The following is a 24,613-nucleotide window of genomic DNA, read 5'->3' on the forward strand; positions in this document are numbered from 1 at the left end:
GCCGTTTTCATTCAAGGATGGAGCATCAGAAGCCCAGCTTGTCGCGCAGGCTGTAGTACCAGGCGCCGAGGGCGCTGAAGGGTACCTGGAACAGGTGGCCGCCTGGGAACGGGTAGTGCGGCAGGCTGGCGAAGGCGTCGAAACGCTCGGCCTGGCCGCGCAGTGCCTCTGCCAGCACCTTGCCGGCGAGGTGGGTGTAGGTGACACCGTGGCCGCTGCAGCCCTGGGAGTAGTAGATGTTGTCGCCAAGACGACCCACCTGGGGCAGGCGGGACAGGGTCAGCAGGAAGTTGCCGGTCCAGGCGAAGTCGATCTTCACGTTCTTCAGCTGTGGGAAGGTCTTGAGCATCTTCGGGCGGATGATGGCCTCGATGTTCGACGGATCGCGTGCACCGTAGACCACGCCACCGCCGTAGATCAGGCGGTTGTCGCCAGACAGGCGGAAGTAGTCCAGCAGGTAGTTGCAGTCTTCCACGCAGTAGTCCTGCGGCAGCAGGCTGCGGGCCATCTCGTCCGACAGCGGCTCGGTGGTGATCACCTGGGTGCCGCACGGCATCGACTTGGCCATCAGTTCCGGCAGCAGGTTGCCCAGGTAGGCGTTGCCGGCGACGACGACGAACTTGGCCTTTACCGACCCTTTGGGGGTGTAGACCACCGGGTTATCGCCACGCTCGACGCGGATGGCCGGGCTTTGCTCGTGGATCACGCCGCCCAGGGACTCCACTGCCGCTGCCTCGCCGAGGGCCAGGTTCAGCGGGTGGATGTGGCCGCCGCTCATGTCGAGCATGCCGCCAATGTAGTTCTCGCTCGCCACTACTTCGCGGATGCGCTTGCCATCCAGCAGTTCCAGCTGGGTGTGGCCGTAGCGCTCCCAGAGCTTCTTCTGGGATTCCAGGTGGCCCATCTGTTTGGCAGTAAAGGCGGCGAATACGCCACCGTCCTTCAGGTCGCACTTGATGTCGTACTTGGCGATGCGCTCGCGGATGATGCGTCCGCCTTCAAACGCCATCTGGCCGAGCAGTTGGGCCTGCTTGGGGCCGACGGTGCGTTCGATGACATCGATGTCACGGCTGTAGCTGTTGACGATCTGGCCACCGTTGCGCCCCGATGCGCCGAAGCCGACCTTGGCCGCTTCCACGATGGTGACCTTGAAGCCGTTCTCCAGCAGGAAAAGGGCGGTGGAAAGGCCGGTATAGCCCGCGCCGATGATGCAGACGTCGGTCTGCGTCTCGCCTTCCAGTTCCGGACGGGCCGGAACCGGGTTGGCGGAGGCGGCGTAATAGGATTGGGGGTAGGGAGTGTGCGTCATCTTGAATCTCTGTTTTTTATTTTTTACGGATGGCGAGATGCTACCCGAGTTGAAAATAGCCGGCTAGCCTCCGTGCAAGATAATTGACGAGGGGCTGAACAGTAAAAGCTCCACTTTTTCAGTCAGTTAGCGAAAAAAGTTGTTGACACCAAAATTTAACCCCGTAGAATGCGCACCCATCGAAGGCACATAGCTCAGTTGGTTAGAGCACCACCTTGACATGGTGGGGGTCGTTGGTTCGAGTCCAATTGTGCCTACCAAATCAAGCCGAAAGGCTTAGCAGAAAGGGCGATCCGAAAGGATCGCCCTTTTTGTTTTTGGCTTCGTGGTCACGCTTCAGGCAGCTGCGATATGGCCGATCAGCATGCCATGAGCAATCGTGTAGAGGCTGCCGTTTGCCCTGAGGGTGAGTGGTTCTCGGCTGAGAATTCGGCCGCCGCTCTGGATCAGTTCATCAATGTGCGCACGCAGTGCGAGGTATCTCCGTTGTTCTTTCATTGCGCGCCCTCCCGAGGGTGGCGGGTTACCCGCTTGAGCTTAGGTGTGCGAGCGATCTGTCAGGTTGCTGTGCTGGGTTTGTGTGATCCGTGTCTCGTTTCGGCGTGAGTTACGGATGTGCGGTGGGTGGTGAGGTGTCGCTGGCTAAATGCTCTGTGAGGCCCAATTCCTGCTTGTCACTGCGTTGTCTTTCTGAAAGCATTCGCGTTTCCCGAAATACCTCCAGTGACCCTGGTTCGGTCAGGTTGGCCTGAAAGGGCTCTGCCATCGTGTGGCAGGTATACCGCCGGATCATTTACTGGCTCATCCCAACCCATGTGGCCTTTGGTAGAGGTCACCACTAGGAGAGGAGGCGCCATGCCCATCATTACTCTTCCCGACGGCAGTCAGCGTTCGTTCGATAAACCCGTTTCCGTGCTCGAGGTGGCTCAGTCCATCGGTGCTGGTCTGGCCAAGGCCACGCTGGCGGGTCGGGTCAACGGCAAGTTGGTCGATGCTTGTGACCTGATCGAAGCCGACGCCACCCTGCAAATCATCACGCCGAAGGACGAGGAGGGGCTGGAGATCATCCGTCACTCCTGTGCTCACCTGGTCGGGCATGCGGTCAAGCAGCTCTATCCCAGTGCCAAGATGGTCATTGGGCCGGTGATTGACGAGGGCTTCTATTACGACATCGCGTTCGAGCGCCCCTTCACGCCGGACGACATGGCGGCCATCGAGAAGCGCATGGCCGAGCTGATCGACAAGGATTACGACGTCATCAAGAAGGTGACGCCGCGTGCGGAGGTGATCGAGACCTTCAAGGCGCGAGGCGAGGAGTACAAGCTTCGCCTGGTCGATGACATGCCGGACGAGAAGGCCATGGGTCTGTACTTCCATGAGGAGTACGTGGACATGTGCCGTGGCCCGCACGTGCCGAACACGCGTTTCCTCAAGGCCTTCAAGCTCACCAAGATTTCGGGTGCCTACTGGCGCGGCGACTCCAAGAACGAGCAGTTGCAGCGTGTCTATGGCACTGCCTGGGCTGACAAGAAGCAGCTGGCTGCTTATGTCCAGCGCATCGAAGAGGCCGAGAAGCGGGATCACCGCCGTATCGGCAAGCAGCTGGACCTCTTCCACCTCCAGGAAGAAGCGCCGGGCATGGTGTTCTGGCACCCCAATGGCTGGACCGTCTATCAGGTGCTCGAGCAGTACATGCGTCAGGTTCAGCGTGAGCATGGCTATGTCGAGGTGCGGACGCCCCAGGTGGTCGATCGCATCCTGTGGGAGCGCTCCGGCCACTGGTCCAACTACGCCGAGAACATGTTCACCACCGCGTCCGAGAGTCGCGACTATGCCGTGAAGCCGATGAACTGCCCGTGCCACGTGCAGATCTTCAATCAGGGGTTGAAGTCCTATCGCGATCTCCCGCTGCGCCTGGCTGAATTCGGTGCCTGCCACCGCAATGAGCCGTCGGGCGCGCTGCACGGCATCATGCGCGTGCGCGGCTTTACCCAGGACGACGCCCACATCTTCTGCACCGAAGAGCAGGTGAAGAAGGAGGCTGCGGACTTCATCAAGCTAACCTTGCAGGTCTATTCCGACTTCGGCTTCAGTGACATTTCCATGAAGCTCTCGACCCGCCCGGCCAAGCGCGTGGGGTCCGAGGAGTTGTGGGATCGGGCTGAAGGGGCTCTGGCTGACGCGCTGAACGAGTCGGGCCTGGCCTGGGAATACCAGCCGGGTGAGGGGGCTTTCTACGGTCCGAAGATCGAATTCACCCTCAAGGACTGCCTGGGTCGTAACTGGCAGTGCGGTACCCTGCAGTACGATCCGAACCTGCCTGATCGGCTCGATGCCAGCTACATCGCCGAAGATAACAACCGCAAGCGCCCGGTCATGCTTCACCGCGCGATCCTCGGTTCCTTCGAGCGCTTCATCGGCATGCTCATCGAGCACTATGCAGGGTCGTTCCCGGCGTGGCTGGCGCCGACCCAGGCGGTGATCATGAATATCACCGACAAACAGGCGGATTTTGCCCTGGAGGTCGAAAAGACTCTCAACCAAAGCGGGTTCCGTGCCAAGTCCGACTTGAGAAACGAAAAAATCGGCTTTAAAATCCGCGAGCATACTTTGCTCAAGGTTCCCTATCTCCTGGTTATCGGAGACAGGGAAGTTGAGACACGATCCGTTGCTGTGCGCACCCGTGAAGGCGTCGATCTGGGCTCCATGCCCCTCGAGCAATTCGTCACCACGCTCGCGCAGACGGTTTCCCGGCGTGGTCGCCAAGAATCGGAGTAATCACTATTAAGCGTGAAATGAGACAAGATAAACGAGCTGCACCCAAGGCCCCGATCAACGAGAACATCACGGCTCGAGAGGTGCGACTTATTGGTGCAGACGGCCAGCAAATTGGCGTCGTCTCGATCGATGAAGCGCTTCGCGCTGCTGATGAAGCAAAGCTGGACCTCGTAGAGATCTCGGCAGACGCGGTACCGCCTGTCTGCCGGATCATGGACTACGGCAAGCACCTCTTCGAGAAGAAGAAGCAGGCTGCTGCAGCCAAGAAGAATCAGCACCAGCAACAGATCAAAGAGATCAAGTTTCGTCCAGGGACGGAAGAAGGAGATTACCAGGTAAAACTACGCAACCTGGTACGTTTCCTTAATGATGGGGACAAGGCCAAGGTATCGCTTCGATTCCGCGGCCGTGAGATGGCTCACCAGGAGCTGGGTATGGAACTGCTGAAGCGGGTCGAAACTGACCTTGCTGAAATCGGAACCGTCGAACAGCATCCCAAGCTGGAAGGACGCCAGCTGATGATGGTCATCGCTCCCAAAAAGAAAAAGTAACCACCAGGGCACTGGCAGGCCTTGCGGTTATGCGTAATCACTCAATGCGGAGTATCCGAACATGCCAAAGATGAAAACCAAGAGCGGTGCAGCCAAGCGTTTCCTCAAGACCGCTTCCGGCTACAAGCACAAGCACGCTTTCAAGAGCCACATCCTGACCAAGATGTCCACCAAGCGTAAGCGTCAACTTCGCGGTAGCGAACTGATGCATCCGTCGGACAAAGCAAAAGTCGAGCGCATGCTGCGCGTTCGTTAATCGGTCAAGACTAGAGGAATACACTCATGGCTCGTGTTAAGCGTGGCGTTATCGCTCGTGCTCGTCACAAAAAAATTCTGAAACTCGCCAAAGGCTACTACGGTGCTCGCTCTCGCGTGTTCCGCGTTGCCAAGCAAGCGGTAATCAAGGCAGGCCAATACGCCTACCGTGACCGCCGTCAGCGCAAGCGTCAGTTCCGCGCTCTGTGGATCGCTCGTATCAACGCTGGTGCTCGTCAGAACGGTCTGTCCTACAGCCGCCTGATCGCTGGCCTGAAAAAAGCGGCCATCGAGATCGACCGCAAGGTTCTGGCCGATCTGGCAGTGAACGAAAAAGCGGCGTTTGCTGCGATTGTCGAGAAAGCTAAGGCCGTTCTGGCTTAAGTCCCCGACAATCACCGGGCCATCCCGGTGCTGAACGTCACCAATAGGGGAAGAGCCTTGGCTCTTCCCCTATTTCGTATCTGGAGTCAGTAAATGGAAAATCTGGATGCGCTGGTCTCTCAAGCGCTTGAGGCCGTGCAACAAACCGAAGACGTGAATGCTCTCGAACAGATTCGCGTTCAGTACCTCGGCAAGAAAGGCGAGCTGACCCAGGTGATGAAGACCCTGGGTGACCTGCCTGCAGACGAGCGGCCCAAGGTCGGTGCGCTGATCAATGCCGCCAAAGAGCGCGTCCAGGACGCCCTCAACGCCCGTAAGGACTCGCTTGAGCAAGCTGCATTGGCAGCCAAGCTCGCGGCCGAGCGGATCGATGTCACCCTTCCGGGACGCGGCCAGGTATCTGGCGGCCTGCATCCGGTTACCCGTACTCTCGAGCGCGTCGAGCAGTTCTTCACCCGCATCGGCTACGGCATCGCCGAAGGCCCGGAGGTTGAAGACGACTATCACAACTTCGAAGCGCTCAACATCCCTGGCCACCACCCGGCCCGGGCGATGCACGATACCTTCTATTTCAACGCCAACATGTTGCTGCGCACCCACACCTCCCCGGTCCAGGTGCGCACCATGGAGTCCCAACAGCCGCCGATCCGCATCGTCTGCCCCGGTCGTGTTTATCGCTGTGACTCGGATATCACGCATTCGCCGATGTTCCATCAGGTCGAAGGCCTGCTGGTCGACGAAGGCATCAGCTTCGCCGACCTGAAAGGCACCATCGAGGAGTTCCTCCGCGTCTTCTTCGAGAAGGACTTGGGCGTGCGTTTCCGCCCCTCGTTCTTCCCCTTCACCGAGCCGTCCGCCGAAGTCGACATGCAGTGCGTCATGTGTTCCGGCAAAGGCTGCCGCGTCTGCAAGCAGACCGGCTGGCTGGAAGTGATGGGTTGCGGCATGGTCCACCCCAATGTTCTGCGCATGTCCGGCATCGATCCCGAGAAGTACCAGGGCTTTGCCTTCGGCATGGGCGTCGAGCGTTTGGCCATGCTGCGTTATGGCGTCAACGATTTGCGCCTGTTCTTCGACAACGACCTGCGCTTCCTCGCGCAATTCCGCTAGGTCGTAGTCCACGTAACGAATTCCTCAGGAGAGCAGGATGAAATTCAGTGAACAGTGGCTGCGGAGCTGGGTAAGCCCGCAGGTATCCCGCGACGAGCTGGTGGCTCGTCTGTCGATGGCCGGCCTGGAAGTGGACAGCGTCACGCCTGTCGCCGGTGCGTTCAGTGGTGTTGTGGTGGGCGAGGTGCTCAGCACCGAGCAGCACCCCGATGCCGACAAGCTGCGTGTATGCCAGGTCAGCAATGGCAGCGAGACCTTCCAGGTGGTGTGCGGCGCGCCCAACGTGCGCCCCGGCCTGAAGATACCCTTCGCCATGATCGGTGCCGAGCTGCCCGGCGACTTCAAGATCAAGAAAGCCAAGCTTCGCGGCGTCGAGTCCTTTGGCATGCTCTGCTCTGCCAGTGAGCTGCAGATCAGTGACGAGAACGCCGGCCTGATGGAACTAGCTGCCGATGCTCCAGTCGGGCAGGACATCCGGGCCTACCTCGGTCTGGATGATGTCGTCATCGAGCTGGGCCTCACGCCCAACCGTGGCGATTGTCTCAACATGTCTGGTCTGGCCCGTGAGGTGGGTGCCCTGTATGCGGCATCCGTCACCCCTGTAGTGATCAGCCCGGTCGCACCGACTCACGACGAAGTTCGCCCGGTGGACGTGCTGGCGCCGAAGGCTTGTCCTCGCTATCTCGGTCGGGTGGTGCGTAATGTCGACCTCTCCAAGCCCACTCCGTTGTGGATGGTCGAGCGCCTTCGTCGGGCGGACGTGCGCAGCATTGATGCAGCCGTCGATATCACCAACTACGTGATGCTTGAGCTCGGCCAACCGATGCACGCGTTTGACCTTGCCGAAATCAATGGCGGCATCCGCGTGCGCATGGCGGAGGAGGGGGAGAAGCTCGTCCTGCTCGATGGCCAGGAGGTCAGCCTGCGTGGAGACACCCTCGTCATCGCCGACCACAGCCGTGCCCTGGCTATCGCAGGGGTAATGGGGGGCGAGCACAGCGGCGTCAGCGACAAGACCCGCGACCTGTTCCTCGAGGCAGCTTTCTTCGACACCATCGCCGTTGCTGGTAAGGCCCGCTCCTATGGCCTGCACACCGACTCTTCGCATCGCTTCGAGCGTGGCGTGGACTGGCAGCTTGCCCGCCAGGCCATGGAGCGCGCCACTGCGTTGCTGCTGGAGATCGTGGGGGGGGAAGCTGGCCCGATCATCGAGGCTGTAAGTGAGGCAGATCTGCCGAGCGTTGCCCCAGTCATCCTGCGTGCCGAGCGTATTGCCCAGATGCTGGGCATGGAGATGGACGCCGCCGAGGTCGAGCGCTTGCTTACCGCGCTGGGTCTGGGCGTCACCTCTATTGCGCCGGGGCAGTGGAAGGTTTCAGTGCCCAGTCACCGCTTCGACATCAGCCTGGAAGTGGATCTGATCGAAGAGCTTGGTCGTCTCTATGGCTACAACCGCCTGCCGGTTCGCTACCCGCAAGCGCGCCTCGCGCCTCGCGCTCGTGCCGAATCTGCAGTCGAGCTGCCGGCCTTGCGTCGCCTGCTGGTTGCCCGGGGCTATCAGGAAGCGATCACCTACAGCTTCATCGATCCCAAGTGGTTCGAGCTGTTCAATCCTGGCGCCAAGCCGCTCATGCTGGCCAACCCCATCTCGAACGACATGGCTGCCATGCGTTCCTCGCTGTGGCCGGGTTTGGTCAAGGCGCTGCAGCATAACCTCAACCGTCAGCAGAGCCGTGTCCGCCTGTTTGAAAGTGGCCTTCGCTTCGTCGGCCAACTCGAAGGCCTGAAGCAGGAAGCGATGATCGCCGGTGTCGTCTGTGGCAAGCGCCTGCCGGAGGCCTGGGCCCATGGCCGCGAAGGCGTGGATTTCTATGACGTCAAGGCCGACGTCGAGGCGCTGTTGGGTGCAGCTGGCGCGTTGGACGCATTCAGCTTCGTGCCGGGCGAGCATCCGGCGCTGCACCCGGGGCAAACCGCTCGCATCGAACGAGATGGCAAGCTGGTTGGCTACCTCGGTGCCATTCACCCCGAACTGGCCAAGAGCCTCGATCTTGACCAGCCCGTTTACCTCTTCGAGCTCGTGCTGGCTGAGGTCATGAGTGGACGCCTGCCCACGTTCAGCGAGCTGTCGCGCTTCCCCGAAGTGCGTCGTGATCTGGCCGTCCTGGTTGATCGTGAGGTCGCCGCTGAAGCCGTCCTCGACACGATTCGCGAAGCCGCCGGGGAGTGGTTGACGGACCTCAGGCTATTTGACGTCTATCACGGTAAAGGTATTGATCCGCTTAGAAAAAGCCTGGCCGTCGGCTTGACCTGGCAACATCCATCGCGCACTCTTAACGACGATGAGGTGAACACCACAACCCAGAACATCGTCACCTCGCTGGAAGGTAGGTTCAACGCCACGTTAAGGAAGTAGCGTATGGGGGCTCTGACGAAAGCTGAGATGGCTGAACGTCTGTATGAAGAGCTTGGCCTGAACAAACGGGAAGCCAAGGAACTGGTCGAACTGTTTTTCGAGGAAATCCGTCAGGCGCTGGAGCAGAACGAACAGGTGAAATTGTCCGGTTTCGGAAACTTCGACCTGCGCGATAAACGCCAGCGCCCCGGACGCAACCCGAAGACAGGCGAGGAAATCCCGATCACGGCACGTCGTGTCGTGACGTTCCGTCCGGGCCAAAAACTGAAAGCCAGAGTTGAAGCTTATGCTGGAACCAAGTCATAACGACGAACTGCCACCTATTCCTGGCAAGCGTTATTTCACCATTGGCGAGGTCAGCGAGCTCTGCGCAGTCAAGCCCCACGTGCTGCGTTACTGGGAGCAGGAATTTCCCCAGCTCAACCCAGTCAAGCGGCGGGGTAACCGCCGCTACTACCAGCGTCAGGATGTGCTGATGATTCGGCAGATCCGGGCCCTGCTGTACGATCAGGGCTTTACCATCGGCGGGGCGCGTCAGCGTCTCTCCGGTGACGAGGCCAAGGATGACACCACTCAGTACAAGCAGCTGATACGGCAGATGATTGCCGAGCTTGAAGACGTCCTCGTCGTACTGCGTAAGTGAAAAAAATCCAAAAAAAACCTTCCACAATTCAAAAGCTTAAAGTATAGTTCGCGTCGTTCCGGTGACGGAGCTAGCAACAAATGTCGGGGCGTAGCGCAGCCTGGTAGCGCACTTGCATGGGGTGCAAGGGGTCGAGTGTTCGAATCACTCCGTCCCGACCATATTTAGAGAAAGGCCCAAGTCGAAAGACTTGGGAATTTTTCGTTTGTTTGGTCTGTTGTCCCTTTTCCAAGAGAGCTTCGCTGCAGAACTCTTCGCGCTAGTGAAGTCCGCTGCTAAAGATAAGTAAGCCTATGCGTGGTAGGCCGTGCCTGTTAATTGCGGCCGGCCACGACGACTCATGCGTCTTCGCAGTAGTTGGATCTATATGGCCGCCTTTAGCTAAGCCCAGCCGCATTGGCTTGATCGAATATCACCCCCACTGATTATTGCAAACCCGCTGCACGGCTGCCTTCGCAGCCCGGAGATCGAACAGCTCCGGATCGAACGGGCCACCCGCCCACTCCAGTGCCTCCCGACCAGCAGGGCTGGTGGGGGAGTGGATGCTCTGCAAGAACGCCATGTACCCGTGTGGCCCGCCTACGTCCTCCGGCGGACATGCGCCGGCTCCGTCCAGCAGCTCGCACCAGGCCCCCGTAATCTCGCACGGCTGGTTAGTTTCCACTGCGATCACATGCAGCCATTCATCCCCGAAATCGTAGATGTACTGCATCCGGTCACCTGCTTTAAGCGCGTGCCGCACTTTCACTCGGCGATCATCCGCTGTTCCCGCTTCCGGCAGTCCTATGTCTGGGTCAGGTGGCAGGTAGTGGTCGATGCCATTGGAGAACTCATGCAGATGGCGGCTCTCCCAGCCGAATGCTGCCTGGATGAAGTGGTGCAGCCGTCGCAGTGAACAATCCCCCGTTACCGCCAGCCGCCGCCAGACGGGTGGCAGTACCACCAGGGGAGCCAACTGAACATGCAGCACATACATCGATGGAGTCGTTGCCATTCATTCTTCCTGTTGCCCTGGCTTTGAGCAGGAGCTGTCGGTACTTGGTCCGAGGCTCGTCAGTGAGCCGCTCTTGATTGCAGACGAGGGACTGTCGACCAGGTAACGGACTTAAGCAAGGTTTTCTGGGAAGCAAGTCCTGCACATTCGGATGCGAGGTGAGGAGTGATTGATACCGGACGATGGGGAGACGCGTGCTACGGCTTTCGGCGGTATCCTTTGTGTGGGAACGGGTCCTGTTGGCAACCTGGAGTGTTCGCTTTGAGCTGGGTGCTTGTGCTTGAGGAGCATAGGCGGCTGTTTGATGGCTGCTGGTGGGCTGAAGCCCACCCCATGTGCCTTATAGCTCGTCGGACCTCCGGCGGATCTACTTTCCCTGCTTGCCTGCTATTGACCTCAACTTAGCTTGAGGTTTTATCGTCCTGCCCGTTCTTGCCCGCCACCCAGGGTGCGGCAAGCGTCTTTTGCAACCAACAAGGACCCGGAATGGACACCCAGACTTCATTGATGATCTTCCAAACCACGTGCTTCCTTGGGTTTGCGCTGTGGTTGAGCATTGCCCTGATCAACAACCTGCACGGTTTCGCCAGTTCGGTGGGGGCGGTGGGGGCGACGCTGTCGATGGCGCCCTTGCGCCAGCCGCCTGTGGTCGACATCCCCTTGCTCAGCCGGGCACTGGTTTCGCCGACGCTGCATCGCCTGGCACTGGGGGTGATCGTGGTGCTGCAGGCGGTGGCCGTTCTCGCCGTGTGGGCGGGTTGCTACCTCCTGCTGTTCGGCGGTGGGCTGGAGGCCGCTCGACCCTGGTTGAACCTGGCGCTGAGCGTGGCCCTGGCCTCGCTCTTCGCCATGCTGCTGGGTGGGCTCTGGTTCGCCTACTGGATACGCCAGGAGGGCCTGCAACTGACGCACCTGGTGCTGGTGATCTGGGTGTTGCTGAACTTCCTCGTGCTCAATCTGCGCTGGAGCTGACCTTATGAAGATGATGGTGATAGGCGCCAGCCGGGGCCTGGGTCGTGCGTTGGTGGAGGGGCTGGGCAAGCCGGGGGACCGCATCGTGGGCGTATCGCGCAGTCGGCCGGATCGGCTGGCGGTCGCCGCAGGCGTCGACATCCAGTGGATCGAGGCCGACCTGGCCGAGCCGAAGGTAGCCGTGGCGCATATCGAGGCCCAGGCACCGGCGGAGCTCGATGTGCTCATCTGCAACGTCGGCATCTGGGAGCCGCAGGCCTTCAGCGAGGGGTACGGCTTCCTGAACGATAGCGATGAGACGCTCGCCAGGTTGGTGGAGGTGAACATCACCGCCACGCTGTTGTTGCTCAAGCGCCTGATGCCAAGGCTGCTCGGTTCTACCAGGCCACAGCTGATCCTCACCGGCTCCACCTCCGCTCTGCACCGCAGCGGGCGACCCGAGGTAGCGTTCGGTGCCTCCAAGTTCGCGTTGAACGGGATGGCCGATGCGTTGCGCGAGGGCTTTCGCGACCAGCGGCTGGCAGTGACGGTGCTGCAGTTGGGTTGCCTGAATACTGACGACCCACTGGCTGTGCCAATGGAAGAGGCGGCTGCGCGAGGGGAGGGGCAACTAGTGCCTGTGCACGATGTGGTCACCATGGTCAACGCGCTGCTGCGGCTGTCAGCGGCTTCCTTCGTGCGGGAACTGATCTTGCCGGCAATCGAGGACGGACGTTTTTGAGCTGAGTACTGGTGCTGGAGGGGCACGGGCGGATGTTTGATGGCTACCGGTGGGCTGAACACCCTACCGGCCAGGTTGTCTTGCTCAGAGCGCTTACAGCCGCATGTTCACCAGGGCCTTGGTGTGCACCATCACGTCCCCGAGTGCCATGGCCCTCGGCGTGTGCCTGGTGTTGTCTGCGATGCGCTCCAGTTACTCACTCCCTGCCAAAAGCAGACGACGCATGACGGTGTGGTTGGCCTAGGCGATGAGGTAGACACCGTCTCCAGCAAAAACCTTCATGCTGCAATCCACGATGACTGCATCGCCTTCGTTGAGGGTGCTTTCCACATGAGGCTCTTACCGGCGCGGAGCCTCAGCATTTCAAGCACGAAGGCAGCCGTTCCGTCCTTCCCTTGTTAGCGGAAGTGATCGATCTCACCCGCCCCGCTGACGAGCCGCGGCTGCGCGCTGGGCTGCGTAGCTTATAGAAGTGGTGCCGTCGGATCAGCAGTTGGTGTTCCTGCACGAGCACGAGAAGCTGGGAGTCACCAGCCAGGTGCAACTGCTGGGGCTGTTCCTCAATGGGCTGATGGAGCAGGTGGCGACTCCCGGTATCCGGCCCTGCGGCCCCGACACCTAGGCAGTACCTACCGAGCCATGGCAGCACCGGGTTCTACAGCTCCGATTGTCCTCTCCATTCCCACTTTGCACGGGGCGGCGCCTTGCTTTGCGCCTTTGGTGGCCTTAGCGCGAAACGCGTTGTGGTCTGCCGAGGCAAGGCCTACAGCGGTGCCCGAAGCTGGCTACTGTCCGAGTCGTACCGCTGCGTGCGCGTGCGTTGTTAGTGTGGCCTTTGCCGTGCCCGGCTCGCCTGGTAGGAGATCTGCCCGAACAACCGCGCTCGCCGGTCTCCACCTTGTTCGAGGAGGGCCAGGCGCTGCGCACATTGATGCTGTGGCTGACCTTCTTCTGTGGCTTGTTCGTGTTCTATCTGTTGACCAACTGGCTTCCCACCATCCTGCGCTCCAGCGGCTACGGACCGAGCGAGTCGGCTCACGTGGCGTCGATGATTCCCATGGGCGGGGGCCTGGGCAGCATCGTCATGGCGCTGCTGCTGGACCGGGTAGGGCCACGCTGGGTGCTGCCGCTGCGGGCAGCGTTCTCGGCCGTGGCGCTGGGGCTGATCGGCACCCGACTGGGCCGCGCGAGGTGGTGGCCAGCCTGGCGCTCGGAGTGATGGGCTGGCGTCGCGTGGCCGACGGCCTTGATGTGTTACGCCTCGCCGCTTGGCACGGTGGCGAGAGGGCCGGCGGGGTTGCGGCGCCAGAGGTGCAGGTCTGGCGTGGCATATGCGCAGCGGTTTGTGTGCCGCCCTGGATGGGCTGTATTGACGAGGGAGAACCATGGGGACGGGAATGCTTTACATCGATGGCCGCTGGCTGGCTCCGGCCGCCTGTCGCCGTTTCACCAGCGTGGACCCGGCCACGGAGGCTCCTATCCAGACGCTGGTGATGGCCGGCCCGCGAGAGGTGGACCAGGCCGTATGCGCCGCGCGGCGGGCCTTCGACAGCCACTGGCGCTTCACCAGCGGGCGCGAGCGTGGCGCATTGCTGGACGGCATTGCCGACGACCTGGCCGTCCGTGCCGAGGACCTGGCCCTGTTGGAGGTGCAGGACCACGGCAAGCCCTACCCGGATGCTCTGCAGGACGTGGCCGATGCCGCCGCCTGCTTCCGCTATTACGCGGGCCTGGCGCGGGCGCTGGATGAGCGCCAGGGCTTAGCGCTGGAGATCGACGACCCACATTTCGAGTGCCGCGTGATACACGAACCGGTAGGCGTCGCGGCGCTGTTCACACCCTTCACCTTCCCGTTGCTGACAGCGGCCTGGTGCGTGGCACCGGCACTGGCGGCAGGGGCCACCTGCGTCATCAAACCATCCTCGCTGACGCCGCTCTCCACCCTGGAGCTGGCGCGCTCAGCCGATATGGCCGGGCTGCCTTCCGGCGTGCTCAACGTGCTGCTGGGCTATGGCGCGGAGCTGGGGCCCGCGCTGGTGCAGCACCCGGAAGTGGACAAGGTGACCTTCGCCGGCAGCCTGGCCAACGGCACCCAGGTGATGGCCAGTGCCGCGCCGGACATCAAGCCGGTGAGCCTGGAGCTGGGCGGCAAGTCCTCGCTCATCGTGTTCGACGACGCTGACATCGAGACGGCCGTGGAGTGGGCCCTGTACGGCGCGTTCTGGAACCAGGGTCAGACCAGCAGCGCACTGTCGCGGCTGCTGGTGCAGGAGGCGCTGTTCGAGCCGCTGCTGGAATGCCTGGTGGCCCGCACCCAGGCCTTGCGTGTGGGGCCGGGAATGGAGCCGGGCGTGCAGCTCGGGCCCTTGGCCGGGCTTCGCCATCTGCACCGGATGATCAGCCTCATTGCCCAGGGCCAGCAGGACGCACGCCTGCTCTGCGGGGGCCTGCGTCCCTCGCTCCTGGGGCGAGGCTATTTCATCCAGCCGGCGGTGTTCGCCGAGCCCGACGTGGCCAGCCCGCTGTGGCGGCACGAGTGCCTGGGCCCGGTGCTGAGCGTGAAGCGCTTCCGCAACGAGGAAGAGGCGCTGGCCCTGGCCAACGACACCATCTACGGGCTGGCGGCAGCGGTCGTCACGGGTGACCCCGCCCGCGCGGACTGGATGAGCCAGCGGCTGCGGGCCGGGGTGGTCTGGCTCAACTGCGCCCATGCCAGCTTCATCCAGGCGCCCTGGGGCGGCAACCGGCTCAGCGGCAATGGCCGCCAGCGCGGCCCCTGGGGCCTGCAGAACTACCTGGCGCCCAAGCAGGTGACCCGTTTCGTGGGGGCGCAGCCTTGGAGGTGGCGCCAGCCCTAGGCCGGTCGGGGTGCACGTATGCCCGAAGAGGGGCGTACTCATCGCAGCTGCATGAGGCTCCAGTACATGGAGAAGTGCCCGAGGTGATTGGGGTGGAACATGCCGTATTGCCAGGCCTCCCGGCTGAAGCGGGAATCGGCGTACTGGGTCAGCAGGGCGTCGTTGGGGGTGCGGAACCAGCGTGCGGTACTGGCCCAGGGCTCGGTCTGCCAGGGCTTGTACGGCCACCAGTAGCCGGCCGGTGTCTGTTTGTAGGTAGTGGGCAGTTCCAGGTCGTACCGTCCGCTACGTGCGCAAAACCCATGGGTGCGGAAGGGGGCGGCGATGTCGAGCGTCTGCACCTGTCCTCCGGCGCTGGCGAGGATGGTTCGCTGCAGTGGGTCCACAGTCTGGCGTTCGACCTCTTTCACTTTCACGGCGAGCGGGCCGACGGTATAGCGGTCGTACCACGGGGCTACCAACGAGTCCCATAGTTCTTCGTCCAAAACGCGGAACAGCTCGTTTTTCAGGGCCCTGGAAGCGGTGGTCGAAGGACCGATATCGCACACCGCCCCGGACTCGTCACGGGTCGGTGAGGGGTAGTTCAGCTGCAGCAGGCGTGCGGGCTGCAGGTACTGGTTGATCAGTCGATGGCTGAGGCGGATGTTCTGCCCGAGCCAGTTATCCGCGAAGGCCTTTTCGGCGCTGAAGATATCGCCGCAGCGTGTGTCGTTCAGACTGTTGTGTCGGGGGCAGGCCATCTTGCTTTTGGGTGTGAGCGCGCGGTTGACCTGGCTGACGCCGAACAGTGTGGTGACCGAGTTGTACCCGCGCTCCGGAAACGCGGTCCAGGCGATCAGGCCGGAGAAGGCCACATCGTTGCCGCCAATCGTCAGCAGCACTTCGTCGGGCGCTTTGAGCTTGCCGGAAGGGCACCGGCTGACCGTGACCTCATGCTGGATGCCGGTGCGCCGCTGCTCATGTGTGCCCTCGACCTCGCGTTGTGGCGGCTCGCTGCACAGCAGGCCCACCGCCTCATTGAGCTGGGAGTCGGGTGCCTTGTAGGTGCGCTTGCCATCCACCTGGGAGAGCTCCTGGCGGACCAGCAGGCCGTCGTAGATTTCAGCACCGGAGCAAGCGAAGGATGCGAACTTGACGAGAGTATGAGGGTCGCGGGTGGACTGCTTGAGGGCGTAGAGAAATTGCCAGGAATAGAGAGAGCGGTGGCAACTCACGTCCTGCCAATCGGCCTTGTCGTCGTCCTGAATATCGATGGCCTTGAAGGCCCAATCGCGACGCAGCCCTTTGGCGGCCTTTGTGCTCAGCTGTTCCGGCCGCCAGCGGAACGGTCGGTCCGGATTGCCTTCGCCGGAAGAGAAGGAGTCGCCCAGGCCGATGATCAGGCGCTCTTTAGGTTGGACGCTGTAGGTGAAACGGCTGACCTCCTCGCCCTGCTCGACGAAGACCTGGAGGTTGTCCGGGCGAGCGGTATCGATTTCGACGCGTTGCTCGTGTTGGCACGGACCGGCTGGCGTGACGGTTAGGCCTTTCCATGTGCATGTGGCGTCGGTGAGGCTGTCCAGCCGGACCATCACCGCGGTGCGCGGTTGATGGATGTAATCGCGGGCATAACGTTGCTGCGTGCTGTCCCATTGGGTTTGTTGGTACGCGCTGAGTACGGCTTCGCTGTAGAGGGCGAAATCCTGCTGGCGCTCCATGGCATCCAGCCCACGGGTCAGGTACTCCACGTGCTTGGGGTTCTTGACCAGGGGAAATGGATTTTCCACGCGCCATACCAGCCCAGGCGCCGGATCGTCCGCCAGGGCGGGAGTGGGCGCGAGACAAATCGTGAGGACGACCAGGGCTGAGAGGGCGGGCGTTTTCATGCGTGCTCCTTCACGAGTGATGTTGAACCAATATCACTAGCGTGTTTCGCGGGCATTGCAAGAATCGGGGAGCCCTGAGGGGCATCGTGCTCGATGGCTGTTCCGCTACAGGCCGCGCTGCCGGGTGGCCGCGGCTGTGGTCTCGCTGTGCTCCAGCGCCACTTCCTTGAGGGGCACCTCGCCGATGGCCAGGGCTCGCTCGATGGTCAGCTCGTCGCCGTCGGCCTGGAGCAGCGCCTGCAAGCGCTGGAATTCCCCGCACCAGAGGGTCTCAATGTCTCGATCACGCCGGCTGTCTCGGTCAGGCGTCAGGGCCACCGCGCGTACTTGCAAGCGGCCGTTATCTGCCTTGCCGCCAACTTCGACACCGTAGCCGGGAGTGGCGGGCTTGCGCAGCACCACCCGGCCCGTGTCGGCCCAGGCGGTGGCCATGCCTTCGCGAACTTCGTAGCCGAGGCTGGCCAATCCCTGCAGCACCGCTTCGCGGCGGGCAAGGGCGGCCTGCTGCTCCAGGTGCCGGGCCAGCGTAGCCTGGCACTGCCCGGTCAGTTCGACCACTGCCTGGGGCTGGGGTGAGGCCAGGCAGTCAGCGATGCGCTGGAGCAGGTCGCGATGGGTTTCATCGCCAAGGGAGGTGATCTCGCTGGCCAGGTCTTGCAGACGTTCAAGTTGCTCGCGCACCTGCTGATGGGCTCGGGTGGCCTGGGCGAGATCGAGCACCAGGCTGTCGAGCAGGAGGTTGCGTTGCGCAGGCTGAGTCTGAGCTTCGGCTGTGGCCAGTCGTTCGAGAAAGCGCTGCGCGGCCTCAGCACCCTGCAGCAACTGCAACTCGGCGATATGCCGGTCGATGCGCGTCAGTCGCTCCTGGCGTGGAAGGTCCTGGGGTTGCTGGGCCAGCCATTGCGCCAGGGTGGGGCGAGCAGTGCCCTCTTGCAGGCGTTGGGCGAGCGCACGCTGAGTTTCGGTCAGTCGTTCTTCCGTCGGGCTCGGAGCCAGGGCCGCGAAGCCTTGGGCCAGAAGGGTATCGGCGTCAGCCATTGGTGTGCCCTGGGCAACGGCAGCGAGCGACTGACGCAGTGGCTCGGGCAGCGCATTGGGTCTGCCTGCCACGGCCAGTAGCAGGGCGCTGGCGTTTTCCTGGAGCCGACGTTGCCGCTGGCGTTCATCTGCCGCACGGGTGATGGCGCGGGCCTCCCGCTCGGCGAGGTCGCGCTTGAGGAACTCGATTTCGATGGGTACCGCCTTCTGCAGGGCCGCGAACTGCTCATTGGCGAGCATGGCGTGGAGCCGGTCGCGGCGGGCGAGGGTGGCGGCATGTTCGGTCTCGCTGAGCTTACCGATCCGTGTGGTTTGGGCCTGCCAGCGGGCGATGGCGCTTTCCAGGCGCTGCAGGTGGCCTTCACACAGGGCGATGATTTCTTCCCGGGTAACGATGCGTACGACTTTCGGTCCACTCATTGGGCGGCTTCCGTGGTTGGGGGCGGCGGGACGAGGGGGGGCATGGCCGGTTTCAAGGCGTTCTCGATGGCGGAGCGCAACCGGCTGCGCTCGTTTTCGCCGTCGTGGTACCAGGCCTGGGAGGAGACGCGGTGCACATGGGGGATCGCGCGGCGCAGTACCGAGGGGCGCCAAATCTCCCGGGCTCGGGCACGGGCCAGCAGGGGATGGCAGGGGGCATCGCATTCGATGCCGATGGCGTAGAGCCCGTTGCGTGGGTCTTCGATGGCGAAGTCGAGGCCGAAGGCGTCTCCTTCGCTGGCCGGAGCGGCCGCCCAGCCGAGGGAGGCGATGTACTCGCCCACCAGCTCGACGAAGCCGTCGCGCGCGTGGCGGGTACGCCGCAGGCTGTCGCTGCGGTCGGTGTGCAGGCGCTCGAGCAGGGCGCTGGTGCTGGCGAACTCACCGCTGGAGAGCGTCCGCGCGTACTCCAGGTAGCCCTGCAGGTAGTCGCGCGGGCTGCTCGGTGCGCGCTGTGTGCCGAGCATGTCGGATACATCGCCGATCGGCATCGAGGTGATCATCACCACCTTGTGCCTGGCACGGGTGACGGCCACGTTCAGTCGCCGCTCGCCGCCGGTTTGCCCGAGTACACCGAAGTTGCGCCGGAAGCTGCCCTGGCTGTTGCGCCCGAAGGTGGAGGAGAAAACGATGATGTCGCGCTCATCGCCCTGCACGTTCTCCACGTTCTTGACGAAGACCGCCATGTCCTCGCCGTCTTCGCTGCGGTCGCGTTCCTGGGTATAGGCCAGGCGGAAGGCTTCATCGTGCTCGGCTCGGCGTTCCAGGTGCTCTTCGATCAGGTCGGCCTGTTTGCGGTTGAAGGTCACCACGCCTACGGAGGGGCGAGCTTCATAGGGCTGTTGCCACAGCTCGGCCAGGTAGTCGACCACCCGTTCGGCTTCTAGCTCGTTGCTCTGGTTCTGGTACAGGCCATTCACCTGGATCAATTCCACCGGCTTGATGCGCAGGATGTTGGCCTGCGGGTGGCGCACGGGGACGCTCAGGCGGTTGCCATAGAAGGAGGCATTGGAGAACCCGATCAGCTCGCGGTAGGCCGAGCGGTAGTGGATCTGCAAGGTGGTGTTGGGCAAGGCGCTGCGGGCCAGTTGCAGCAGATCGGGGCAGTCCTTGATCTCGCGGCGGTTCCAGGTGTCCTCGAAGGCTTCGCGCTGTTCTTCGTCCACGTCCTCGTCGGGGGCTTCACCGTCGAACAGTTCCGCTTCATCGCTTTCGATCCGGCTGGAGAAGAAGGCCGTCGGTGGCATCTGCTTCTCGTCCCCGCTGACCACGGTGAGCTTGCCCCGGTAGAGCGTTGGCAGGGCGAACTCCACGGGCATCTGCGACGCCTCGTCATAGATGACCATGTCGAACAGGCCGGCCTTCAGCGGCAGCACGCGGCTGGCCACGTCAGGGTTCATCAGCCAGACCGGGCGCAGGTTCATCAGCCCCAGCGGGCTGCCCAGTTCGATGAATTCCCGTAGGCGGCGGGAGCGCTTGCCAGTCAGGCGGGTCACGTCTTCCCATTGCTTGCGGTTGCCGAGGCGGCGGGTGTCGATGACCTTGCCCAGCAGCTCACGGTTGAGCGCACGCATCTGTACGTCGGCCTGCGCCAGGCTGGCGATCTTCGATTGTGCTTCGCCGTGGCCGAGTTGCAGCTCCGGGCGGGTTTGTTCGAGGCGGTACTTCCAGGCCAGCCGTGCCTCCCGGTTGAGCAACCGACGTACGGCGGACTCGAGCTGGTCGGGGGCGATGGCATCCAGCTGCGCCTGGCACTGGCGCAGCAGCGCCAGGAACTGCAGATCGGCCGCGTCCAGCTGGCTGGCGCGGCCCCGGAAGCGCTGATAGGCCACCAGGCTCGGCAGGGCCTCGCGCAGGCGACCGAGCGTCGGCAGGTTGCTTTGATTGGTGATGATGGCGCGGTGAAGCTGCGCGAGCAGATCAGCGCCGAGCCAGTCGGCGAGTGGCTGCAGGCGTTCGAGGCTGTGCTGGCGAGCGGTATGGCGGATCAGGGCAGCATCCAGGTCGCTCAGCAGGGCTTCGAAGCGCTGCTTCTCGCCGGTACGGATGACTGCGTCGAGCTGTTCGGCACGTGGAGCCTGGGCCAGTGCACGGGCCAGGGCCTGGACCTCACGCAGGTGTTGCAGCCCTTGGTTAGCCAGCTCTTTGAGGGCTGGGCCTGCACTGGGCTCCACGTCAGGCAGGCCGAGTGCCTGGTGCAGACGAGCCAGCGCCTGGCGCAACGGGCGCCACTGGCGCTCCAGCTGGGCATTGGCGAGCAGGCTCGGCAGGCGTGCGTCATCGGCGGGTTCGCCTTGAGCCTGAAGGAAGGCACGCAGGCCGCGCCGGCGATAGAGCCGCAGGGGGTTGAGACGAGCCAGCCAGCTGCGGGCGCTGAGAACTTGGGTCACGCGCTCAAGCAGGCTGGCCAGGGCTGGGTCGTCCAGTGCGCTGAGGGCGCCGGCGAGCGATGGCGCATGAGGCGCTGAGTCGATGGCCTGGAGCGCTGCCAGCACATCGTCGAGGGCGCGCAGCAGCTCATCGCCCTCGGGGGGCTCGCTGCGGAACAGGGGTAGCCAGCGCGCCAGGCGTTGGCGCTGTTCTTCCCCGAGTGCCAGCAGGGTGTTGACCTGGGTGGCCAGCCAGGTGCGGTAGGGGGTGGGGTCGTCCACCTCGAAGCTGGCGGGGTGTGCGGCCAACTGACGGTCACGCTCGATCTCCGCTTCGGCGAAATGCCGCACGCTTTCGGTAAAGGCCCGCAAGGTGGCCGTATCGGTATCGAACGGCCGCAGCAGTGCCAACGGGCTGCCTTCATAGCGGGCTGGCAACCAGAGGTGAATCAGGGGGGCGCAGGCTTCCTCCAGGCGCGTAAGGCTGGCGATGTCCAGGCTGGCCAGGCGTTGCCGCAGCGCGGGAAAGTCCAGCGGCACGGTCCCCCTCTCCAGTTCGATCAGCTCGCCGAGCAGGCGCCGATAGCTGAGCCCGGTCAGTTCGTCAGGCCGGTGAAGGCTCTGGTGATAGCGGTCCAGTTCGCCTTCCAGGGCTTCGATGCGTGCGGCCAGCTGTTCACGCTGGCGCTCCAGGCCCAGGGGGGCGTCGTTGCCGAGGAACAGGGCTTCGAGTTGTTCGCGAATGCTGCGTATGACCGGCTCGCGGTCGCGGTTGACGTCGTTGAGCATGACGATGCGCTGGCCCAGGCCTTCGGCAACCAGGCGCTTGTGCACCACCTCCAGGGCGGCGTGCTTCTGGCACACGATCAGCAGGCTGCGCTGGCGGCCGATGGCGTCGCCGACCATGTTGACGATGGTCTGGCTCTTGCCGGTGCCAGGTGGCCCTTCCACCAGCAGGCCCTTGCCTTGCCGCGTCTGGAGCACGGCGGCTTCCTGGGAGGGGTCGCTGGCGACGGTGAAGTAGCGTTGCAGCTCGGGCACTGGGGCATCGGCCTCGGCTTCGCCGGTCTCCTTGAGGCGCAGGGCGCTTTCCAGGGCGGTGCCCGCCGGGGAGAGGGTCTTCAGCTGGCGCAGGTCCTCGCCGATGGCCTGGCCCATGAAGGTGACGTGGAACAGCACGGCGGCACAGGCCAGCTCGTCCTTGTAGGGCTGGATGTCGAGGCCTGCGGGTGACGGCAGGCCGGTGAGGCTGCGCGAACGCGCGGTGGCGAGCATGCCGAAGGCGTCCATCACATCGGCGGCGCGCAGGGCGGAGCGCCCGAGCAGCTCGTCGGCGGTCGTGCGCCAGCGCTTGCAGGGCTCCGGGCCGAGCACGCTTTCCAATGCCGGGTTGAGGCGCACCTCTTCACGCTCGCTGTCGAAGGCGAGTGCGGCCTGTCCGCGGCTGCCGACCTCCAGCAGCAGCTTCAGTGGCCACAGCAGTACGGGGATGATGCGCGGGCGGGCATTGCTGCGCGGGTCTCGGCTGAGCAGGAAGGGGAAGCCCAGGTAGAGGCCGTCGATCCCGGTATCACGTTTGTACAGAGCGCTTTGCCGGTAGAGCGCGTGCAGCCGTGACTCCAGCAGCGGATTGGCGAGGAAGCTTTCCGGATCGAGGTTCACCGCACGGGTGTTGCGTTGCAGCAGGTGGTCGAGCAGTGCGGGCGCGGGGCGCCGCTCGCTGTGCAGTTCGTCCAGGTCGATGCGTGCGGTGCTCTTGCCGATGCTCATGCGTACCAGTGGGCCGCGCATGACGGCGGTGACCACCTTCTTCTCGAAGAAGTCGAGGATCTGCGAAACGTACTGCTGCTTCTGCGGTTCGAGCCATTGCTCCGGCGGTATCGCCAGCAACACCAGCACCCTGGCCAGGGGCATGCGCCGTTCCAGGCGGAACTGCTCGGCCCATTCGTCCACGGCGCTCACACCGCTGCGAGCGAAGCCGCTGATGCGCTCGTCGACACTGCGATAGAGCGCCTGGCGGCTGTGCTGCTGCAACAGTTCTGCGGCGACCTCGCGGTCGAACAGCTGGACGTCGGCAGACCGCGCCAGTGCGGTGGCTTCATCGAGGATGGCGCTGGCGGCGCGGAACTGACCGATGTCGGCACTGAGCAGGACGATGAGGTCTTCTTCGGCGATCACCCGGCGCTCGGCCAGGGCCAGCAGGCCGGGGTGCTCGGTATCGGGCAGCAGGCGCTGACGCTCCTGCCATTCGGCGGCCAGCCGAGCCCGCGAAGTGGAGAGCAGGTAGATGCGCAGGGATTCTTCGGTCAGCGCGATGTGCTGGTGCAGGGCCCGCTGGCGAACGTTCTCGGCGCGCAGCTTGAGGCGCGAGAGCCAGCTTTCGGTTTGCAGTTGTTCGAGCAGGTCGGGCACGGAGCCGCTGATCAGCCGGTAGCCCTCCTGAGGGTGCTCCAGCAGCCAGCCGGGGGTGACGATTTCACCGCGATGGATCAGCGGGATCTCCGGGTTCAGCAGCTTGAGGGCAAGCATCAGACGGAAGTCGTCTTCCAGGCCTTCGTGCTGCACCACCTGACGCAGGCCGGCGAGCAGGCGTGGCGACAGGCCGGCCTGCTCGGCCCAGGTGACGATCACGCCGCGCAGCAGGTGGTCGAGGGCCTCGGTCCAGTGTTCCGCCTGGGCGGCGGCGATGGCGAATACCGAGGGCTTGCCGAAACGCCGGCTGCCAAGGGTGATGCTGGCCCCTTCGGCCAGGTCGGCTTCGTTGCCGGTGGAGGCGGGGGCATGCACGGCTTCGCCATTGAGCCAGGCCTGAACCTGGGGCCACTGCCAGCGCTGGTGCCGGTCCCGCGCCAGAAGGCCGCGCAGGAGCAAGTGCAGGTTGGAGTCGAGGTCGTCAGGGAGGGCTACGCCGTTGGCCAGCACATGGATGAGGAAGGCACTGGGGTGGATGCCTTCGAAGCAGGCGCCATGGGTCAGCTGCTCCAGCAGGATCATGCCCAGGCTCCACCAGTCGGAGGCGGCGGCAACGCCGCCTGCAATGGCTTCGGGGGCCATGTAGCGGCTGGTTTCCAGGGGCGAGACGATATCCAGGTCGAACTCCGACAGGCGCGCCGAGCCGAAGCCGCTGATCACCAGGTCGAGCGGGTCACGGCTGCGCACCAGCAGGCTGGCAGGGCGCAGGTCGCGGTGGCGCAGGCCAGCCTCATTGAAGGCATGCAGGGCCTGGCCCAGTTCGCGTACGACATGGCGAACGGTGGCCGTGTCGCTGACGACCATGCCCAGGTCGGCGAGTGTGCCGCCGGTGAGTTGTTCGATGACCTCGTAGGCGCGCTCGTTCCAGCGGCCGGTGGCGAGGATGTCGGGAACATGCTCGCGCGGCAGACGGCGGATGACGTCGTAGATTGCCGGGTCGGGCTCGGCACCTGCCCGGTACAGGGTGAGGACGGCCTGCTGACCGTCGTCCATCCGTTCGGCGAGGTAGCGCTCCCGCACGCCGTCGGTGTGGCTGATCTGGCGCAGCAGGCGCCAGCCGTCGATCAGGGTTTCGCTGGCGGCGGCCGGCGTTGCATCGTCGGTGGGGCCGGCAGTGGCTGGGGACGTGGCCGGGGCGGCCGCACACTCCAGGCACATGAGATCGCCGGCCTCCATCGGGTGGCCGTTCTCGCACTGGAGCACGGAGGCTGCGGCGGTGGGTTGAACGAGGGCGTCCTGGGTCACGACCGGCTGGGGGCGCCAGCCTTCAGGGTGCAGGGCTTCGCCGGAAAGGTCCCAGGCGCAGGGCTGGCCTTGAACGGTGCCTTCGCAGAAGAGCTCCGACAGCGCGCGTTCGGTCTGGCAGTTCGGGCAGAAACGTATCATCGGTGTCGTTCC

The 24,613-nt window shown here is 63.5% G+C and carries 19 protein-coding genes and 2 tRNA genes; 15 read left to right on the forward strand and 6 right to left on the reverse strand.

What is annotated here, in order from left to right; all coding sequences use genetic code 11:
- Nucleotides 1-25: 25 nt before the first annotated feature.
- Nucleotides 26-1,309 carry an NAD(P)/FAD-dependent oxidoreductase gene (locus PotMrB4_RS09645; protein ID WP_142010850.1) on the reverse strand — a complete coding sequence of 428 codons (1,284 nt, stop codon included), beginning with the start codon at nucleotides 1,307-1,309 and terminating at the stop codon, nucleotides 26-28.
- Between the two features lie 183 nt (nucleotides 1,310-1,492).
- Between PotMrB4_RS09645 and PotMrB4_RS09650 the strand changes: the two genes are divergently transcribed.
- Nucleotides 1,493-1,569 (forward strand) — tRNA-Val (locus PotMrB4_RS09650).
- 76 nt (nucleotides 1,570-1,645) lie between these two features.
- On the opposite strand, the gene PotMrB4_RS09655 is transcribed toward PotMrB4_RS09650, so the two are convergent.
- Entirely contained in the window at nucleotides 1,646-1,807 is a 162-nt protein-coding gene (locus PotMrB4_RS09655; protein WP_172433107.1) for a hypothetical protein, read from the reverse strand.
- 357 nt (nucleotides 1,808-2,164) lie between these two features.
- Between PotMrB4_RS09655 and thrS the strand changes: the two genes are divergently transcribed.
- The 9 genes from thrS to PotMrB4_RS09700 all read left to right on the forward strand — a co-directional run bounded on the left by thrS (nucleotide 2,165) and on the right by PotMrB4_RS09700 (nucleotide 9,607).
- Nucleotides 2,165-4,087, forward strand: coding sequence for a threonine--tRNA ligase (gene thrS / locus PotMrB4_RS09660; RefSeq protein ID WP_142010847.1), 1,923 nt, complete (start codon nucleotides 2,165-2,167; stop codon nucleotides 4,085-4,087).
- Entirely contained in the window at nucleotides 4,087-4,638 is a 552-nt protein-coding gene (gene infC, locus PotMrB4_RS09665; protein ID WP_170832300.1) for a translation initiation factor IF-3, read from the forward strand. Before thrS ends, infC begins: the two co-directional genes overlap by 1 nt.
- 61 nt (nucleotides 4,639-4,699) lie before the next feature.
- Nucleotides 4,700-4,894 carry a 50S ribosomal protein L35 gene (gene rpmI / locus PotMrB4_RS09670; RefSeq protein WP_044401775.1) on the forward strand — a complete coding sequence of 65 codons (195 nt, stop codon included), beginning with the start codon at nucleotides 4,700-4,702 and terminating at the stop codon, nucleotides 4,892-4,894.
- A gap of 26 nt (nucleotides 4,895-4,920) precedes the next feature.
- Entirely contained in the window at nucleotides 4,921-5,277 is a 357-nt protein-coding gene (gene rplT, locus PotMrB4_RS09675) for a 50S ribosomal protein L20 (protein ID WP_044874620.1), read from the forward strand.
- Nucleotides 5,278-5,370: 93 nt separating this feature from the next.
- On the forward strand, nucleotides 5,371-6,387 hold the full coding sequence (pheS, locus tag PotMrB4_RS09680; protein WP_044401781.1) for a phenylalanine--tRNA ligase subunit alpha: 1,017 nt from the start codon (nucleotides 5,371-5,373) through the stop codon (nucleotides 6,385-6,387).
- 37 nt (nucleotides 6,388-6,424) lie between these two features.
- Nucleotides 6,425-8,803 (forward strand): phenylalanine--tRNA ligase subunit beta, encoded by a 2,379-nt coding sequence (pheT, locus tag PotMrB4_RS09685; protein ID WP_172433108.1) that lies wholly within the window; start codon nucleotides 6,425-6,427, stop codon nucleotides 8,801-8,803.
- A gap of 3 nt (nucleotides 8,804-8,806) precedes the next feature.
- Nucleotides 8,807-9,109, forward strand: a complete 303-nt coding sequence (gene ihfA / locus PotMrB4_RS09690) for an integration host factor subunit alpha (protein ID WP_044401787.1) — start codon at nucleotides 8,807-8,809, stop codon at nucleotides 9,107-9,109.
- Nucleotides 9,090-9,446, forward strand: coding sequence for a MerR family transcriptional regulator (locus PotMrB4_RS09695; protein ID WP_044401789.1), 357 nt, complete (start codon nucleotides 9,090-9,092; stop codon nucleotides 9,444-9,446). Before ihfA ends, PotMrB4_RS09695 begins: the two co-directional genes overlap by 20 nt.
- Nucleotides 9,447-9,530: 84 nt before the next feature.
- Nucleotides 9,531-9,607: transfer RNA gene (locus PotMrB4_RS09700), tRNA-Pro, on the forward strand.
- A gap of 251 nt (nucleotides 9,608-9,858) precedes the next feature.
- Here PotMrB4_RS09700 and PotMrB4_RS09705 read toward each other — a convergent pair.
- On the reverse strand, nucleotides 9,859-10,440 hold the full coding sequence (locus PotMrB4_RS09705) for a plasmid pRiA4b ORF-3 family protein (protein WP_172433109.1): 582 nt from the start codon (nucleotides 10,438-10,440) through the stop codon (nucleotides 9,859-9,861).
- Between the two features lie 486 nt (nucleotides 10,441-10,926).
- On the opposite strand from PotMrB4_RS09705, the gene PotMrB4_RS09710 reads away from it, so the two are divergent.
- The 5 genes from PotMrB4_RS09710 (at nucleotide 10,927) to PotMrB4_RS09730 (ending at nucleotide 14,991) form a co-directional block, all read left to right on the forward strand.
- Nucleotides 10,927-11,412 carry a DUF2165 family protein gene (locus tag PotMrB4_RS09710; RefSeq protein ID WP_172433110.1) on the forward strand — a complete coding sequence of 162 codons (486 nt, stop codon included), beginning with the start codon at nucleotides 10,927-10,929 and terminating at the stop codon, nucleotides 11,410-11,412.
- Between the two features lie 4 nt (nucleotides 11,413-11,416).
- The gene (locus tag PotMrB4_RS09715) at nucleotides 11,417-12,133 is read left to right on the forward strand and encodes an SDR family NAD(P)-dependent oxidoreductase (RefSeq protein WP_172433111.1); all 717 of its coding nucleotides are present in this window, start codon (nucleotides 11,417-11,419) and stop codon (nucleotides 12,131-12,133) included.
- Between the two features lie 475 nt (nucleotides 12,134-12,608).
- Nucleotides 12,609-12,755, forward strand: a complete 147-nt coding sequence (locus PotMrB4_RS09720) for a hypothetical protein (protein WP_172433112.1) — start codon at nucleotides 12,609-12,611, stop codon at nucleotides 12,753-12,755.
- Nucleotides 12,756-13,031: 276 nt separating this feature from the next.
- On the forward strand, nucleotides 13,032-13,352 hold the full coding sequence (locus PotMrB4_RS09725; RefSeq protein WP_232060813.1) for a hypothetical protein: 321 nt from the start codon (nucleotides 13,032-13,034) through the stop codon (nucleotides 13,350-13,352).
- Nucleotides 13,353-13,530: 178 nt separating this feature from the next.
- Nucleotides 13,531-14,991, forward strand: coding sequence for an aldehyde dehydrogenase family protein (locus PotMrB4_RS09730; protein ID WP_172433113.1), 1,461 nt, complete (start codon nucleotides 13,531-13,533; stop codon nucleotides 14,989-14,991).
- A 38-nt stretch (nucleotides 14,992-15,029) separates the two neighbouring features.
- On the opposite strand, the gene PotMrB4_RS09735 is transcribed toward PotMrB4_RS09730, so the two are convergent.
- From PotMrB4_RS09735 to PotMrB4_RS09745, 3 genes are all read right to left on the reverse strand, one after another.
- On the reverse strand, nucleotides 15,030-16,856 hold the full coding sequence (locus PotMrB4_RS09735) for a hypothetical protein (RefSeq protein ID WP_172433114.1): 1,827 nt from the start codon (nucleotides 16,854-16,856) through the stop codon (nucleotides 15,030-15,032).
- A gap of 105 nt (nucleotides 16,857-16,961) precedes the next feature.
- Entirely contained in the window at nucleotides 16,962-18,314 is a 1,353-nt protein-coding gene (locus tag PotMrB4_RS09740) for a coiled-coil domain-containing protein (RefSeq protein ID WP_172433115.1), read from the reverse strand.
- Entirely contained in the window at nucleotides 18,311-24,601 is a 6,291-nt protein-coding gene (locus PotMrB4_RS09745; protein WP_172433116.1) for an AAA domain-containing protein, read from the reverse strand. Before PotMrB4_RS09745 ends, PotMrB4_RS09740 begins: the two co-directional genes overlap by 4 nt.
- Nucleotides 24,602-24,613 lie beyond the last annotated feature (12 nt).

Source organism: Metapseudomonas otitidis (assembly GCF_011397855.1).
In the GTDB taxonomy this organism is placed as follows: Bacteria; Pseudomonadota; Gammaproteobacteria; order Pseudomonadales; family Pseudomonadaceae; genus Metapseudomonas; species Metapseudomonas otitidis.

Excerpts from the sequence above, each read along its gene's own strand:
- PotMrB4_RS09645 (WP_142010850.1), bottom strand. The coding sequence starts at position 1,309 with ATGACGCACACTCCCTACCCCCAATCCTATTACGCCGCCTCCGCCAAC.
- PotMrB4_RS09655 (WP_172433107.1), bottom strand. The coding sequence starts at position 1,807 with ATGAAAGAACAACGGAGATACCTCGCACTGCGTGCGCACATTGATGAA.
- thrS (WP_142010847.1), top strand. The coding sequence starts at position 2,165 with ATGCCCATCATTACTCTTCCCGACGGCAGTCAGCGTTCGTTCGATAAA.
- rpmI (WP_044401775.1), top strand. The coding sequence starts at position 4,700 with ATGCCAAAGATGAAAACCAAGAGCGGTGCAGCCAAGCGTTTCCTCAAG.
- rplT (WP_044874620.1), top strand. The coding sequence starts at position 4,921 with ATGGCTCGTGTTAAGCGTGGCGTTATCGCTCGTGCTCGTCACAAAAAA.
- pheS (WP_044401781.1), top strand. The coding sequence starts at position 5,371 with ATGGAAAATCTGGATGCGCTGGTCTCTCAAGCGCTTGAGGCCGTGCAA.
- pheT (WP_172433108.1), top strand. The coding sequence starts at position 6,425 with ATGAAATTCAGTGAACAGTGGCTGCGGAGCTGGGTAAGCCCGCAGGTA.
- ihfA (WP_044401787.1), top strand. The coding sequence starts at position 8,807 with ATGGGGGCTCTGACGAAAGCTGAGATGGCTGAACGTCTGTATGAAGAG.
- PotMrB4_RS09695 (WP_044401789.1), top strand. The coding sequence starts at position 9,090 with ATGCTGGAACCAAGTCATAACGACGAACTGCCACCTATTCCTGGCAAG.
- PotMrB4_RS09705 (WP_172433109.1), bottom strand. The coding sequence starts at position 10,440 with ATGGCAACGACTCCATCGATGTATGTGCTGCATGTTCAGTTGGCTCCC.
- PotMrB4_RS09710 (WP_172433110.1), top strand. The coding sequence starts at position 10,927 with ATGGACACCCAGACTTCATTGATGATCTTCCAAACCACGTGCTTCCTT.
- PotMrB4_RS09715 (WP_172433111.1), top strand. The coding sequence starts at position 11,417 with ATGAAGATGATGGTGATAGGCGCCAGCCGGGGCCTGGGTCGTGCGTTG.
- PotMrB4_RS09730 (WP_172433113.1), top strand. The coding sequence starts at position 13,531 with ATGCTTTACATCGATGGCCGCTGGCTGGCTCCGGCCGCCTGTCGCCGT.
- PotMrB4_RS09735 (WP_172433114.1), bottom strand. The coding sequence starts at position 16,856 with ATGAAAACGCCCGCCCTCTCAGCCCTGGTCGTCCTCACGATTTGTCTC.
- PotMrB4_RS09740 (WP_172433115.1), bottom strand. The coding sequence starts at position 18,314 with ATGAGTGGACCGAAAGTCGTACGCATCGTTACCCGGGAAGAAATCATC.
- PotMrB4_RS09745 (WP_172433116.1), bottom strand. The coding sequence starts at position 24,601 with ATGATACGTTTCTGCCCGAACTGCCAGACCGAACGCGCGCTGTCGGAG.